Source organism: Flavobacterium beibuense F44-8, assembly GCF_000769915.1.
GTDB lineage: Bacteria > Bacteroidota > Bacteroidia > Flavobacteriales > Flavobacteriaceae > Flavobacterium > Flavobacterium beibuense.
Window position 1 is genome coordinate 169,831 of record NZ_JRLV01000003.1, and the last position, 14,124, is coordinate 183,954.

General features: G+C 34.8%; 17 protein-coding genes. 6 read left to right on the forward strand and 11 right to left on the reverse strand.

Annotation, left to right across the window (positions count from 1 at the left end; all coding sequences use genetic code 11):
- Positions 1 to 133 precede the first annotated feature (133 nt).
- The gene (gene nfi, locus Q763_RS02915; RefSeq protein WP_035131012.1) at positions 134 to 844 is read left to right on the forward strand and encodes a deoxyribonuclease V; all 711 of its coding nucleotides are present in this window, start codon (positions 134 to 136) and stop codon (positions 842 to 844) included.
- Here the strand turns inward: nfi and Q763_RS02920 are convergent, their stop codons facing one another.
- Positions 845 to 1,357, reverse strand: coding sequence for a DUF6155 family protein (locus Q763_RS02920; protein WP_035131014.1), 513 nt, complete (start codon positions 1,355 to 1,357; stop codon positions 845 to 847).
- 135 nt (positions 1,358 to 1,492) lie between these two features.
- On the opposite strand from Q763_RS02920, the gene Q763_RS02925 reads away from it, so the two are divergent.
- From Q763_RS02925 to Q763_RS02935, 3 genes are all read left to right on the forward strand, one after another.
- Complete coding sequence (locus Q763_RS02925; protein WP_035131016.1) at positions 1,493 to 1,867, forward strand: hypothetical protein; 375 nt, start codon at positions 1,493 to 1,495, stop codon at positions 1,865 to 1,867.
- A 129-nt stretch (positions 1,868 to 1,996) separates the two neighbouring features.
- A complete protein-coding gene (locus Q763_RS02930; RefSeq protein WP_035131018.1) occupies positions 1,997 to 2,284 on the forward strand; it encodes a DUF3817 domain-containing protein in 288 nt (95 codons plus the stop codon).
- Positions 2,285 to 3,547 (forward strand): mechanosensitive ion channel family protein, encoded by a 1,263-nt coding sequence (locus Q763_RS02935; protein WP_035131020.1) that lies wholly within the window; start codon positions 2,285 to 2,287, stop codon positions 3,545 to 3,547.
- Here Q763_RS02935 and Q763_RS02940 read toward each other — a convergent pair.
- From Q763_RS02940 to Q763_RS02955, 4 genes are all read right to left on the reverse strand, one after another.
- A complete protein-coding gene (locus Q763_RS02940) occupies positions 3,544 to 3,936 on the reverse strand; it encodes an acyl-CoA thioesterase (RefSeq protein ID WP_035131030.1) in 393 nt (130 codons plus the stop codon). The genes Q763_RS02935 and Q763_RS02940 overlap by 4 nt on opposite strands.
- A gap of 337 nt (positions 3,937 to 4,273) precedes the next feature.
- Positions 4,274 to 5,215: a cation diffusion facilitator family transporter gene (locus Q763_RS02945; protein WP_035131032.1), complete on the reverse strand. Its 942-nt coding sequence runs from the start codon at positions 5,213 to 5,215 to the stop codon at positions 4,274 to 4,276.
- Between the two features lie 79 nt (positions 5,216 to 5,294).
- The gene (locus tag Q763_RS02950; RefSeq protein WP_035131035.1) at positions 5,295 to 5,639 is read right to left on the reverse strand and encodes a hypothetical protein; all 345 of its coding nucleotides are present in this window, start codon (positions 5,637 to 5,639) and stop codon (positions 5,295 to 5,297) included.
- A 12-nt stretch (positions 5,640 to 5,651) separates the two neighbouring features.
- Positions 5,652 to 5,849: a hypothetical protein gene (locus Q763_RS02955; RefSeq protein ID WP_157481461.1), complete on the reverse strand. Its 198-nt coding sequence runs from the start codon at positions 5,847 to 5,849 to the stop codon at positions 5,652 to 5,654.
- 291 nt (positions 5,850 to 6,140) lie between these two features.
- On the opposite strand from Q763_RS02955, the gene Q763_RS18025 reads away from it, so the two are divergent.
- Together Q763_RS18025 and Q763_RS02960 are read left to right on the forward strand one after the other, a co-directional pair.
- On the forward strand, positions 6,141 to 6,626 hold the full coding sequence (locus Q763_RS18025; RefSeq protein ID WP_232297496.1) for a hypothetical protein: 486 nt from the start codon (positions 6,141 to 6,143) through the stop codon (positions 6,624 to 6,626).
- A gap of 108 nt (positions 6,627 to 6,734) precedes the next feature.
- Entirely contained in the window at positions 6,735 to 8,441 is a 1,707-nt protein-coding gene (locus Q763_RS02960) for an acyl-CoA dehydrogenase family protein (RefSeq protein ID WP_262493965.1), read from the forward strand.
- A gap of 23 nt (positions 8,442 to 8,464) precedes the next feature.
- Here the strand turns inward: Q763_RS02960 and Q763_RS02965 are convergent, their stop codons facing one another.
- From Q763_RS02965 to Q763_RS02990, 6 genes are read right to left on the reverse strand one after another with little or no spacing between them, the layout of a single operon-like run.
- On the reverse strand, positions 8,465 to 9,499 hold the full coding sequence (locus tag Q763_RS02965) for an o-succinylbenzoate synthase (RefSeq protein ID WP_035131043.1): 1,035 nt from the start codon (positions 9,497 to 9,499) through the stop codon (positions 8,465 to 8,467).
- Positions 9,499 to 10,176 carry a metal-dependent hydrolase gene (locus Q763_RS02970; RefSeq protein ID WP_035131045.1) on the reverse strand — a complete coding sequence of 226 codons (678 nt, stop codon included), beginning with the start codon at positions 10,174 to 10,176 and terminating at the stop codon, positions 9,499 to 9,501. Before Q763_RS02970 ends, Q763_RS02965 begins: the two co-directional genes overlap by 1 nt.
- A 28-nt stretch (positions 10,177 to 10,204) precedes the next feature.
- Complete coding sequence (locus Q763_RS02975; protein ID WP_035131047.1) at positions 10,205 to 11,107, reverse strand: 1,4-dihydroxy-2-naphthoate polyprenyltransferase; 903 nt, start codon at positions 11,105 to 11,107, stop codon at positions 10,205 to 10,207.
- 30 nt (positions 11,108 to 11,137) lie between these two features.
- Positions 11,138 to 12,655 (reverse strand): PH domain-containing protein, encoded by a 1,518-nt coding sequence (locus Q763_RS02980; RefSeq protein WP_035131049.1) that lies wholly within the window; start codon positions 12,653 to 12,655, stop codon positions 11,138 to 11,140.
- Complete coding sequence (locus tag Q763_RS02985) at positions 12,645 to 13,187, reverse strand: PH domain-containing protein (protein WP_035131051.1); 543 nt, start codon at positions 13,185 to 13,187, stop codon at positions 12,645 to 12,647. The genes Q763_RS02980 and Q763_RS02985 overlap by 11 nt, the downstream gene beginning before the upstream one ends.
- Positions 13,175 to 14,017, reverse strand: a complete 843-nt coding sequence (locus tag Q763_RS02990) for a 1,4-dihydroxy-2-naphthoyl-CoA synthase (RefSeq protein WP_035131053.1) — start codon at positions 14,015 to 14,017, stop codon at positions 13,175 to 13,177. Before Q763_RS02990 ends, Q763_RS02985 begins: the two co-directional genes overlap by 13 nt.
- Between the last annotated feature and the right edge of the window lie 107 nt (positions 14,018 to 14,124).

The window sequence follows — 14,124 nt, forward strand, 5'->3', positions numbered from 1 at the left end:
GTTGGAGCCTTATTTTGTGTTTAAAAAATCTTAAACTTTTGCAGTCCCTTAATTTAAGGAAACATTAGCAATATACACTATTAAACGGGGAATTTTAATTTGTATTTTAGAAGTTCTTCTTTAAAGGTGTGATATGCTAAATTATAATGCCATTTCGATTGCAGAAGCTACTGCTGTCCAAAATGAACTAAGGCAAAAGTTGATTTTGCAAACATACGATAAAAATATTACTACTATAGCAGGTGGCGACATTTCACATAATAAAGATAGTGATACTGTTTATGCAGGTATAGTTATACTAAGTTATCCGCAAATGGTTTTACAATCTTATTCGTTAATAGAAGCTAAAACAAAATTCCCCTATGTGCCACAGTATTTAGGTTTTAGGGAGGTGCCGGCATTAATGGAAGCATGGGAACAGATACCTATAAAACCCGATATATTGGTTTTAGACGGACAGGGAATTACTCATCCAAGACGTATGGGAATTGCATCTCATTTTGGTGTTTTACAAGATATTCAAACAATAGGTTGTGCCAAAAGTATGCTTTATGGTAGTTATGATCCGTTAGCAGATGAGAAATTTAGTACCAGCCCCATTTACAGCGGAAGTGAATTATTAGGTTATGCGCTGCGAACCAAAACAAATGTAAAGCCTGTTTATATTGCTCCGGGGCATAAAGTGTCTGTAGAAGATTCGTTAAGAATAATGAAGCAGTGTACTATAAAGCACCGTATCCCCGAGCCCACACGCCTGGCACATGAAAAAGTTAATCTGTTTAGGATAGGGAAACTCAAAACAGGATATCATTTAGCAGATATACAAACCAACCTGTTTATGTAATTATTCGAAATTATCGTAAATACGTTCAAATTCCTTGCGGTTTTCCCATTTCTGCTCAAAAGCTTCGTCATGTATGTTTTTCAGGCGGGTTTTAAAATCAGGAGCCATTCCGTTAGCCACAATATAATCAGCAGCCTGTTTATAAGAGTTAAGCATGCTTTTATAAAATGTAGCCTGTTTTACAAACTTCTCTGCAGAATAACTTTGTGCTATTTCAATATTAAACAGCATAACATCGGCCACCATAAAAGGGTTGGCACCCAGTGTAATAAAATGCTTAATGTATTTTTGAGCAACCGACCTTCTCATCTTTGCTTTTTTCCCTTTTACAGGAAAATATTCGTTAGAAATCTTAAGTTTAGCCTCCTGCTGCAGTTTATCTTCCTTAGGGTTAAAAACAAAATCGTAGTAGGTTTTAACATCACTAAACTTGTCGTAAATTTCTAAAAACTGTTCCTCAAGCTGATTTTTAGTAAGTTGAGAGAGGTATTTTTTAAGGTCGCGTTTACTCATATGTAGGTTTATATCGCTCAAAAATAAGGTTTAATAAGGCTTTTGGCAATTATTTAAAAAAAAGATATGGAAAAATTATATAAAATAGTATTTTTGCAATCCTTAAACAAGTTCAAAACTAAATCACTTTAAGCTGTGGAGAATCCGAGTGCACAAAAACTGATCAAGAAAATTCAGGTTGATTTGTTTAAAAACGGTTTTGTTGCTGAGACGCTAATAACCGACCTGAAAAAACTGCGTGAATATGCGCTTGAAGAACAAGTACCTGTATTAGTAAAGGCAATACGTTTAACGTATGAACACCTTGAAGCAAACGGTGCATTTTTAATACCAATACCTGATGATGAGCCTGTAGATGAAGAAACAGAACTTATTACAGACGGTAACACCGTGAGTACAGAAAACAACATGGAAAGCTTAGAATACCTTATTTCCCTATTTACTGATTTAGGCAACAAAAATAACATGCTTGATTTAAGGGAATACAACAAAGCATTACAGGAATTTTAATAATTTACATCGGTTATATAATTAGGGCTGTTTGGAAACAAACAGCTTTTTTTATTTATACTTCACAATTAACTTTTACAGCTTTTTAGAATAATTCTTAATTACTACCTTTGCCGAAAATTAAGCATTATGATCAAATTCTTTAAAACTATAGCTACCCTTGAGGGTATTTCTTTTTTAGCGCTTTTATTTATTGGTGTACCTTTAAAGTATACTATGGAGATGGAACAGGTTGTGAAAATAATGGGGCCTATACATGGTTTTCTTTTTATTGCTTACATAGTTCTTGCCATTATGCTTAACAGCGAGCACAAATGGCCTACAAAGAAATTTGTTATAATTTGTTTGGCTTCTGTTATACCTTTTGGTACCTTTTACATTGAAAACAAATATTTTAAAGAATCTGCTAATTCATAAATGGAAATATTTAACTGGGCATATAAATTATTCATAGATTTGGATTTTAGTCGTTCATCGGCTAGTTATGGCAATCTGGTAGTTAATATTATTGTTATAATAATAGTAGCACTTATCCTTGATTTTATATCTAAAAGGATACTTGTAGCTGCTTTTACCGTTTTTGCAAAGCGTACTAAAACTGCTTTTGATGATATTTTAGTAGAAAATAAAGCTACAAAGTACGTTGCTCATTTAGTACCTACTTATTTTGTTTATGTAACCATTCCAATTGTATTAAAGAGTTTTGCCTACTGGGAGAAGTTTTTTGAAAAAGGAATGAGCATATTCATGATTTTCCTTTTCCTTTGGATTATACGTAGTGTATTACACTCTTTAAAAGATTATCTTAAAACCAAACCTGCATATAGTGATAAACCAATTGATAGCTATATACAGGTATTAATGATTATTTTGTGGCTATTTGCCAGTATTTCAATAATACTTACCCTATTTGGCCTTAAAATAGAAACGCTTCTGGGAGCTTTAGGTGCTATTTCAGCAATTATATTGTTGATATTCAGAGATACCATTCTTGGTTTTGTTGCCAGTATACAGGTTAGTGTGAATGATATGGTTCGCATTGGCGACTGGATCACAATTGATAAATATGGAGCAGACGGTGATGTAATTGAGATAAACCTTGCTACGGTTAAGGTTAGAAACTTTGACAATACTACCACTACCCTGCCTACTTACAGCCTAATTTCTGACTCGTTTAAAAACTGGAGAGGAATGGTCACTTCGGGAGGTAGAAGAATAAAAAGAAATATTCTTATAAAAACCAATTCAGTTAGATTTGTTTCCGGTGATGAGATTGAAGAGTTTAAAAAGATTCAGCTTATAAGATCATATATAGATCATCGTCAGGCGGATATTGATAAATTTAACAGTCAGAATTCTGTTGATAAGAGCATACCGATAAACGGTCGTAATATGACTAATCTGGGCTTATTCAGAAAATATATCAATCAGTATATTGAAAACCATCCGGCCATTAATAAGGATATGACCATGATGTGCAGGCATTTACAGCCAACAGAAAAAGGTATACCTATTGAAATTTATGCCTTTACTACAGATAAGCGTTGGGTGAATTATGAATATATCATGGCCGATATATTTGACCACGTTATTGCAGCCGTAAAATACTTTGATTTGGAAATATTTGAACTTCCTTCAAATAACAATACTGTATTTGTAGAGACAGATGGCGACCATTAACGGTTCGCTATCCTGTCTTTTACATATTCTATTTTGGTTTTACCGTGTGGGCTTGGCCTTCCAAAGCTATCCAGATTAACCATAGTAATATTATCTACTGTAATAATCTTTTCGTGAGTCATTTTATTTCGCACCTCACATTTTAGTACTATTGATGAGTTACCAAACCGTACTACATCAATACCAATCTCTACAATATCACCCTGCTTGGCAGAACTCATAAAATTGATTTCAGACATGTGCTTGGTTACTACACGTTGATTTTCTAACTGTACTATAGAATATAAAGCAGCTTCTTCGTCAATCCATGCTAGTAGTTTTCCTCCAAACAAAGTTCCGTTTGGATTTAAGTCTTCGGGTTTTACCCATTTTCTTGTGTGGAATCTCATTATGGTAATTTTTTACTTAAACAAATTTATAATTTATACTATTTTAACACGTGTGAAAAACAATATTTAACCGAAAAGCTTTTCGTTGAAACTAACTGCATTGAATCTGTTAATTTTGTACTGCAAAGATACGTATACGTTAGCTTTTTACATCTTATTGGTTAAAGGTTTTTCCTATGACAGTATAAGTTAATATCATAGCTTAACTACTTATAAAATGATAATTATATGTAAATTAAAATCTTATCTTTTAGATAAAAGAATATTTAATACAAAAGCAATTCTAGAAGATATATTGGGTAAAGTATATAAAAGAAAATGTATGTTTTTTGCTTCTTTAGTCCATAGTATCTATTATCCATGGACGATCCTGTCCGCCAAAGTTCTTGGCTTCTATATATATTTTCTTGACTGTAGGGAATTTCTCTTTTATTTCGTCTTCAAGCTCTTTTATAGTAATAAATAGGTTATCTACTGTCATGTCACTTTGAAATTCCACATCAAGAGCCAGTAAAATTTCATCGGGAGCAAGATGCATTGTTAAAGGGAAGTATAGTGTTTTCACCCTTTTATCATTACTAACCAAATCATATATACCTTTTACAATAGTACTGTTAGCACTCTCCCCTACCAGTAACCCTTTACTTTCCCTTACCATAATAATTGCTACAATAATAAGTACAGCACCAATAAGCATTGATGCCAATGCATCAAAAAACGGATTGTTATAATAATGTCCCAAAAAAACTCCAAGCAGTGCTATTACCAGTCCGGTTATGGCGGCACTTTCTTCATATATTACTGCAAACAGTCCGGGGTCTTTACTAAGGCTTAGTTCTTTCCAAAAACCTCTTTTACCGCTATTCTTATTAAACTGCCTGATGGCATAAATTAAAGAAGTTCCCTCAAAACCTATCGAAGCAAATAGTACAATATAATTCCAAAAAGGATCTTTTAGGTCTACAGGATGTTGTAAATGGGTTATTCCTTCATAGATAGACATACCGCCACCAAGTGAAAAAACTAATATAGCAACAATTAGTGTCCAAAAATAAATTTCCTTACCATGTCCGAAAGGGTGTGTTTCATCTGCCGGTTTCTGGCTTCGTTTTATCCCTAAAAGCAGTAATAATGAATTCCCGCTGTCTACTGTACTATGTATACCCTCTGACACCATCGCTGAACTTCCTGTAAAAGAAGCCGCAATAAATTTTACAACTGCAATGGCAAGATTTGCAGCTAAAGCACCATAAATAGCTATTTTAGAATTTCCTGTCATTAATTGGTTTGCTTTATTATGAAAAAATCCCCAATATTATTAAATATAGGGGATTGATATAAAAGGATTACTTGGATTCTTAATTGGTATATCGCTCGTTAGATTCTTCAAAATCGTCATCATCACTGGAAACCGACTTATTTTGATCTTCATCTAAATCGATATTATCACTTAAAACGGAATCATCCTGGTTAAAAGCCTCAGAGTATATACTGTTTCCTCCTTCTTCGTCCCATTCATCCCTACCGTTAAAATCGTCAGGATTAATATTGTCAGAATCAGTTTCAGTATGCTCTTTGGTGTAAGAAACTCCTGGCTGTTCCATAGCGAGGTACTTATTAGGATTTCCTACAGTGTCAGATTCGTTTTGTTTGTTTTCCTCAGGTTTTTCGTTCTCATTATGTTTTCTCTCTTCATTTCCCATAGCAACATTTTTTTAGAAAAGTAAAATAGCTGTTATATCATTAATTTTTAAAAGTCTCAAATTCGTTTTAATAAGGTTTTTGAGTAGCAGATTACAAGACAGAACTTCATTTACCTGTGCTTCTTTCTCCTGTTGTGCGGCAGCCTCTTCATAAGAAACGGTTCTCATGGCCCCAACACCTCCCGACTGTGTCATAATTATGCGTTCCATGGCAATTTAATTTAATAGATGATTACTCTTTTATTGTTTGTTTTATTTACTCCTAAGTTATTAACTTATTTTCTAATTATTATGCAATTCAGCATTAAATAATTGCCAATTGGCAAACTTTAACTTTAATACAGTCATTCACACAATGTTATAAAAAAACTTTAACATAATCCCTTTGTTTTTAATGAGTTAAATAATGAGTTTTAATCTGTTTGTTGAGTTTATAATTAACACTATTTTAAAAGTAAAAAGTAAGGAATTGCCTATTTTTAATATTCTAATCCAATTAAAATGAATATTACATTTCTTAATGACCCTAAACTCACTATATTACTTCCTGTTATTTATTTAGCGTGGCAGGATGATATATTAACAAAAGAGGAATATACAGCCCTTAACGATTTTATAAATAATCAGGATAATTTCTCTAAAGCCGAAAAGGATTTCTTAAAATCAAAAATTGATTTAAATAATCCGCCGGGACGATCTGAACTTTTCTTTTGGAAAGACCTTATTAATAAAGCACTCAATAACCATAAACCTGAAAATCTTACCGAGCTGGGCTTTTTTATTGCTAATGCCGACAGATCTACTTACAGTAAAGAAGATATTAAGGTAATAGAACCGCAACTTTTAAAGTTAGAAGCACAGCTTGGTATTATAAGTAATGAAGCTATCTCTTCCCTATGCGAAACTCATGATACTATTACTAACAAGCTTAAAACGGTTGAGAGCTTTAGTAAGGAAAAAATGACTGCACTTCTTGATGGAGACTAGGCAGCGATAATAAACAGGGTTAAAAAAGTAATAAGTCGGCCTGAATTTGCTTTCGAAACTTCAACCGATATAACTATATATAGAGAAAAGGTACTTGAATGGTGTAAAATACTGGCTAAACAAGGGTTCGGTAGTCATGCCTACCCTAAACAGTATGGAGGAGCAGGTGATATTGAAGGATACTTTACCATAATGGAAACCCTTAGTTATCATGATTTGAGCCTTGTTATTAAATTTGGTGTCCAGTTTGGATTATGGGGAATGAGTGTTATGTTTCTTGGTACCGAAAAACATTTTGAAAAATACCTTAAAGATATCGGTACTTTAGATATACCGGGAGGTTTTGCTATGACCGAAACGCACCATGGATCTAACGTTAAAGGACTTGAAACTACTGCGACCTATAATCATAAAGACAGAAGTTTTACTATAAATACTCCGGTGCCATTTGCCCGTAAAGAATATATAGGGAACACGGCTTTACACGGTGAGATGGTTACCGTATTTGCAAAACTTATTATAGATGATAAGGATTACGGTGTAAATGCTTTTATTGTTCCTATAAGAGATAGAGATAAAAATGTATTACCAGGCGTTCGAATTGAGGACTGCGGACATAAAATGGGTTTAAACGGGGTTGATAACGGGGTTATTTATTTTGATAACGTAGTTATACCTTATGATAATATGCTGGATCGTTTTGCTCAGGTTAATGAAAAAGGTGAATTTGAAACCTCCATACCTAGTGATAACAGAAGGTTTTTTACCATGCTGGGAACACTTGTTGGCGGACGTATAGGTATACCGCGTTCGGCACTGGCAGCAGCTAAAACAGGATTAACCATCGCTGTTAAATATGGTGATAACCGCAGGCAGTTTGGTCCTAATGGAGGAATGGAAGTTCCTGTACTAAACTACCGCATACATCAGCAAAGGCTTATGCCGTACCTTGCCAATAGCTTTGCTATACATTTTGGATTGCAATATCTTACTAAACGTTTCATGAATCGTACCGAAGATGATATGCAGGAGATAGAAGCTCTTGCAGCTGGTATGAAATCATACTCCACATGGAATACACGAGATGCTTTACAGGAATGTCGTGAAGCCTGCGGTGGTAAAGGGTATTTATCTGAAAACCGTATTGATGATTTAAAAAATGATACCGAAATATATACCACTTTTGAAGGTGATAACACAGTACTAATGCAGCTTGTAGCTAAAAATCGTTTGGGAGAGTTCCGTAAACAGTTTAGCGAGATGAATATAGCTACTATTTTTAGTTATGTATTGGATCAGGCAAAAACAGCAGTTACCGAAAAGAATCCGTTTGCAACAAGAAATACGGATGATAGTCATTTAAAAGATCCGGAATTCCATTTACATGCTTTTCAATATAGAGAGAAAGAACTGGTGAGTTCTGCAGCACGCCGTTTTAAACGCTTAGTAGATGACGGGCTTGATACTTTTGATGCTGCCAATATAATGCACCCACACATGCTGCAAATAGCATTTGCTTATTTGGACAGGGTATTTTTAGAGCAATTCCAGTTGCAGTTAAAATCGGCAGACGAGTCTTTAAAAGAAGTATTGACAAGGCTTTACAATCTCTTTGCTATTAACAAACTACAGGAAAATAAAGCATGGTACCTGGAACAGGGTTATATGGAAGGTGTTAAAACAAAAGCCATACGAAAACTTTTTAGTCAGTTATGTTGGGAAATAAGACGGGATGCCGTGCCTATTGTAGAGTCGTTTAATATTCCGGAAAACTGCCTTGCCCCTATTGTAACTACAGATTCAGAACAAGTATAAAAAAGAGCCGTTAGGCTCTTTTTTTATAAGTTTACTTTCCAATTAAGATCATTTCTATATATCAGTTCTCCATTTTTAACTTCAAGCGGACAGTCAAAATTGTTGGTATATAATCCACCGGTTCCTAACCCCTGTGGCATAGTATTGTCAAGTGTATAAGTCCATTGTGCTATAGCGTTTAAGCCAATATTACTTTCCAGTGCCGATGTAACCCACCAGCCTATACCTAACTCTTCAGCAATTTCAATCCATTCTGATGAACCCTTAAAACCACCAACAAGACTTGGTTTTAAAATAATGTATTGAGGTTTTATTTTTTGAAGCAGTGAACGCTTGTTTTCATACCCGAAAACTCCTATAAGCTCTTCATCAAGCGCTATAGGTAACGGAGTTGCTTTACATAAATCAGTCATAGCATCTTCCTGTTTTGACTTAACAGGTTGTTCAATACTATGTAATTGATATTTTGAAAGTTGAGTTATTTTATTTAAAGCTTCAGTTACACTAAAAGCTCCGTTAGCATCAACCCTTATTTCAATCTGTTCAGGAGTAAAATTCTCACGTATAAAAGCCAATAGCGACAATTCTTTATCAAAATCAATAGCACCTATTTTTAACTTAATACAATCAAAACCCTGTTCCAGTTTGGCATCAATCTGCTCTTTCATATAGGTCTCATCCCCCATCCAAACAAGTCCGTTTATGGCTATATTTTTTTCACCCCATGTAAATTCTGATGGAAATAAAACAAAAGGATTATCGGCTTCAAGAGATTTAAAAGCCATTTCTACACCAAACTGTATGGAAGGAAATTCGATTAATGAATCCCAAAGCTTATCTAAACCCAAATGAATGTTTTCACAGGTCCACTTCAGCTTTTCTTCATAATCATCCCTGTCATCAATACTAAGGCTTCTTAATATTCCGCACTCACCTATCCCCTTTTTACCATTATGTTCAATAATAATAAACCAGGTCTCCTTTTCAGTAAGAACGCCCCGCGAGGTTCCGCTGGGGCGTTTAAAATTGAGTATGTATTTTGTATAAGTAGCTTTCATTACAGCTCTAATGATCCTCCTATTTCCAATAGCATTAAATCTTTATCCTTATCGTAGAATTTCTTTTTAGCTTCCTCGTGGTTAATTTTAATATACCCAAAAGTATCGTAGTGATATCCTAATACTTTATCGCACTCAAGGAAATCAGAAGCTATAATAGCATCTTCCACATCCATAGTGAAGTTACTACCAATAGGAAGTATAGCAAGATCAAGCTTTGTACGAAGCGGAATAAGCTTCATATCATAGGTCAAAGCTGTATCTCCGGCAATGTATATGTTTTTATGTTCGCCTTCAATCACAAAACCACCCTGGTTGCCACCATAAGTTCCGTCTGGGAAAGAGCTGGAGTGAATAGCAGTTACATATTTCACTTTACCAAAGTCAAAATTCCAGCTACCACCATGATTCATAGGATGCGTATTGAAACCTTTTTTTTCATAATACCCGGCAATCTCTGCGTTAGAAACTATAGTAGCCCCTGTATTATTAGCAATAGCTTCAACATCAAGAATGTGATCGCCATGTGCGTGTGTAATTAGTATATAGTCGGCTTTAAGCTTAGTAATATCAATATCTTTAGCCAGTTCGTTTGCGGTAATAAACGGGTCTACAATTATATTTTTTCCGCCTACCTCAATTCCAAGGCTGGCATGTCCGTAATAGGTTATTTTCATAATTTTAAAGTTGTGAGGTTATTATATATTAAAACTGTAATACGATACTTAACAGTACTGATAGCAGGAATGTTCCTAATGCAACCTTTTTAAGCTCTGGGTCCAATTCCCTTGGTACAGTGTTTTTACTAACTGTTTTTATATGTAGTAAAAATGGTATGTAAGCCAACAGGAACAAGTATTGCACAGGCTTAAAGTTATACAAGATAGCAAATAGCAGAGTTAAAAACAATGCTGTAAGGATTATGAAATAGTGATATATTTTTGCGCGTTTAGACCCTAATTTCACTACCAGTGTATTTTTGCCCGACATGGCATCTGATACCTGATCTCTCATGTTATTCAGGTTAAGTACAGCTACACTAAGCAGTCCTATAGATATAGCAGGAAGTAAAATAAGTATATCCAGTTCTTTAGAGAAAAGGAAGTAACAACCCAGTACACTTACAAGCCCAAAGAAGATAAATACAAATAAATCTCCCAGCCCCCTGTAACCATAAGCTGTTTTACCTACGGTATACTTAATAGCTGCAGCTATAGCTGCCAGTCCTAAAAAGAAAAAGAACAGTGAGTATACAAGATTATCTTTCCCAAAAGACAGGTATATAAGAGCTATTGCAGCGCCAAGGGTTAGCAATGAGGTTAGTATTATTCCTTTTTTCATTGCTTTAACTGTAATCGCTCCGCTTTGTATGGCTCGTTGCGGACCAATACGGTTTTCGTTATCGGTACCTTTCACTCCGTCTCCATAGTCATTAGCAAAATTTGAAAGTATTTGCAGTCCTAATGTGGTTAATAATGCAAAACCAAAAATACTCCAGTTAACCATTCCCTGTGAAAATGCATAAAAACTACCTACCAGTATTCCCGAAACAGATAATGGTAAGGTTCTTAATCTTGCGGCTTCAAACCACGCTTTAGCATTTGCCATTTATATAAACTTAATTTTAATCGTTAATTATTACATCCAGTTCTTATCGGTTGTTTCAACCTGATACAACCAGTAGTTAGTAAGCTCTTTTAGCTTTGTGTAATTGGTAAGCCCGAAAACAAGGTTCCCTCCTGCTGTATGAAGGGTAACAATACCTATATCCGAACTTTTATGCCAAAAATACTGGGTAAGGCTTATACCCTGAATTTTATGAGGCGCCAGTATTTGTGTATCCACATCCCAGGCTCCCCCCTTTTTTATAATGAAATCATTATTCACAAAAAGCCTGTAATTTCTAAAAGAGAAAAATACAATCAGGCCTACAAAAATAATATATATTGGTAAGAATATTATATAATCCCTCATTTCGGGAGATAAATATGAAATAAAGAAAAATACTCCAATTGGTATTACAAGCGACTTTATTATCATAAATATCAGTTTCCTGATACTTGGTTTAAGTGCTACGCCTTTCTCCGGAATTTTATTGAGAAGAAATTTAAGCAGTGTATCTCTTTCATTATCATCACATCCGGGAATTTCTATGGCCGACTGTAGTTGTTTTTTATTAGTACTCTGATTAAATGCCTGACTTATTCTTATATCCTGTATTCCCAGTTTTTTTTGGAAAAAGTTTCTGCCAATAACCAATAGCTGTACTTTTTCCGGACGTATTATAGTACTCTTAGTACTTAACAGTCCGTGAGATAAAAGTAACGAGTTCTGTTTTCGGGTTATTTTAAAATCAAAATAACGTATTATAGTACGCCCAAGATTTATAAACAGGGTTAGAAATAATATGCCAACAATAATAAAGGTAATAAACCTAAGGAGTAACTCAGGATCGAAATAGCTATCTAAAGTATCTTCTTCATAACCAGCAGCCTCAATAAAATCTTCAATATATTGATAAGTTGTTATTACAAATGCAAAAAGAAGGGCAAAACTACGGGTGTAGTTTGAGGTTATTCCGGTTTTAAAAAGTGTAAGAAGACTAATTTGTATAAACGGATGTTCTTTTTCAGTACTTCTCGTTTTTACTTTTACTTCCCCTTCTTCGCTGGTAAAATCATCATTTGTTTCATATTCATTTTCCAGAAGTCGTTCTTTAAGCAATAATGCCAAATCATGATTTATTGCTCTTATGGAAACCTCTTTTTTACTGCTTCCGGCAGTATCAACCTCAAGTGCATGTACGTTAATTATACGTTGTATAAGTGACTGATTTATATTTACTTGCTGTATCTTATCTAAAGGAATAGCTAACCTACTCTTGTTTAGTATTCCGTGACGTATAACAAATTCCTGATTCTTTTCGTCAAGGAAAAAAGTGAAGTTAAGATATTTAAGATAGGCTATAACTGCCACCAAAACAATGATAGCAACCGCCCCTGCTATAACAGAGAATTTATCATAATCCTTTAGCCTGAATATCCAAACAATAAGTAAAGGCCATAGCCCTTTGATTACACCTCTAAGTGTATCGGCAAACATTACTACAACACCTACAAGTGACTGTCGTTGTGGTTTACTGAAATCACTCTTCATTAGGAGTACTCTGTTTTAATATTTTTCCAACCAAAAGCTGTTTAATACTTTCGGCCTGTTCTTTTTCAATACCGGCTATTTTTACATCACTACTATCACCGCCTGCTGTAAAAACCTCTATGGCTGCCAGTCCGAATTTGCGTGACAAAATACCCTCATGTAGTGCAACATGCTGCACACGGTTATAAGGTATAATTGTAGTTGTAGTAGCCAGTACGCCATTTTTATAAATAACATCGTGTGCTCTGAAGGCATATCCCCTGTTTTTAAAACTAAGGTTTACAAACACAATAGTTATTATCAGTAGTAAAACGTAAACAATAACTGCGGGAACTATATAGGGATGTACTTGTTCGTTAAAATAACATACTGCTCCAATAGCAATAGCCAGTATTAAATAAACTATACCAACATTAAAGTACATTATCTTTTTATAATCAGGATGTAATGTAGTAAGTACTGCTTCCTCAAACTTAGGCAGGGAAGCAGTATCTATTACATTATTTGTAAAGTCGTTATTTATGGTATCCATTTAATATCCCTAAAATTAGGCTTTCTTTTTTCAAGGAAAGCATCACGCCCCTCTTTTGCCTCTTCGGTCATATAAGTTAAGCGGGTAGCTTCTCCTGCAAATACCTGTTGTCCAACCATTCCGTCATCAGTTAGGTTAAAGGCAAATTTAAGCATCTTAATAGATGTAGGCGATTTGTCCAGTATTTCCTGAGCCCACTCGTATGCAGTATCTTCAAGCTCAGCATGAGGAATAACAGCATTAACCATCCCCATTTCATAAGCTTCCTGAGCCGAATAGTTTCTTCCTAAAAAGAATATCTCACGGGCACGTTTCTGTCCTACCATTTTAGCTAAGTAAGCCGATCCGTATCCGCCATCAAAACTAGTTACATCAGCATCAGTTTGTTTGAATATGGCATGTTCTTTACTGGCAAGTGTAAGGTCACAAATCACATGAAGGCTGTGCCCGCCACCTACTGCCCATCCCGGTACTACGGCAATTACCACTTTTGGCATAAAGCGAATTAGTCGTTGTACTTCAAGAATATTTAACCTGTGCATCCCATCGTCACCTACATAACCCTGATGTCCGCGAGCCTTCTGGTCACCTCCGCTACAAAATGAATATACTCCGTCTTTAGAAGAAGGACCTTCTGCAGAAAGTAACACTACTCCTATCGAGGTATCTTCCCTTGCATCAAGAAAAGCTTCAAAAAGTTCGCTGGTTGTTTTAGGTCTAAAGGCATTGCGTACATCCGGCCTGTTAAAGGCTATACGGGCAACACCATTACATTTTTTATAGGTAATATCTTCAAATTCCTTTACTGTTTTCCAGTCTATAGTACTCATGTGTCTTTAATATTTCCCGTAAAAATACGGGATTTTTTGCATTTGCCAATAAATTTGAATAAGCTAAAAAAATATAGTCATAATGACTGTTATAAATTACTTTTATT

Excerpts from the sequence above, each read along its gene's own strand:
- nfi (WP_035131012.1), top strand. The coding sequence starts at position 134 with ATGCTAAATTATAATGCCATTTCGATTGCAGAAGCTACTGCTGTCCAA.
- Q763_RS02920 (WP_035131014.1), bottom strand. The coding sequence starts at position 1,357 with ATGAGTAAACGCGACCTTAAAAAATACCTCTCTCAACTTACTAAAAAT.
- Q763_RS02930 (WP_035131018.1), top strand. The coding sequence starts at position 1,997 with ATGATCAAATTCTTTAAAACTATAGCTACCCTTGAGGGTATTTCTTTT.
- Q763_RS02935 (WP_035131020.1), top strand. The coding sequence starts at position 2,285 with ATGGAAATATTTAACTGGGCATATAAATTATTCATAGATTTGGATTTT.
- Q763_RS02940 (WP_035131030.1), bottom strand. The coding sequence starts at position 3,936 with ATGAGATTCCACACAAGAAAATGGGTAAAACCCGAAGACTTAAATCCA.
- Q763_RS02945 (WP_035131032.1), bottom strand. The coding sequence starts at position 5,215 with ATGACAGGAAATTCTAAAATAGCTATTTATGGTGCTTTAGCTGCAAAT.
- Q763_RS02950 (WP_035131035.1), bottom strand. The coding sequence starts at position 5,639 with ATGGGAAATGAAGAGAGAAAACATAATGAGAACGAAAAACCTGAGGAA.
- Q763_RS02955 (WP_157481461.1), bottom strand. The coding sequence starts at position 5,849 with ATGGAACGCATAATTATGACACAGTCGGGAGGTGTTGGGGCCATGAGA.
- Q763_RS18025 (WP_232297496.1), top strand. The coding sequence starts at position 6,141 with ATGAATATTACATTTCTTAATGACCCTAAACTCACTATATTACTTCCT.
- Q763_RS02965 (WP_035131043.1), bottom strand. The coding sequence starts at position 9,499 with ATGAAAGCTACTTATACAAAATACATACTCAATTTTAAACGCCCCAGC.
- Q763_RS02970 (WP_035131045.1), bottom strand. The coding sequence starts at position 10,176 with ATGAAAATAACCTATTACGGACATGCCAGCCTTGGAATTGAGGTAGGC.
- Q763_RS02975 (WP_035131047.1), bottom strand. The coding sequence starts at position 11,107 with ATGGCAAATGCTAAAGCGTGGTTTGAAGCCGCAAGATTAAGAACCTTA.
- Q763_RS02980 (WP_035131049.1), bottom strand. The coding sequence starts at position 12,655 with ATGAAGAGTGATTTCAGTAAACCACAACGACAGTCACTTGTAGGTGTT.
- Q763_RS02985 (WP_035131051.1), bottom strand. The coding sequence starts at position 13,187 with ATGGATACCATAAATAACGACTTTACAAATAATGTAATAGATACTGCT.
- Q763_RS02990 (WP_035131053.1), bottom strand. The coding sequence starts at position 14,017 with ATGAGTACTATAGACTGGAAAACAGTAAAGGAATTTGAAGATATTACC.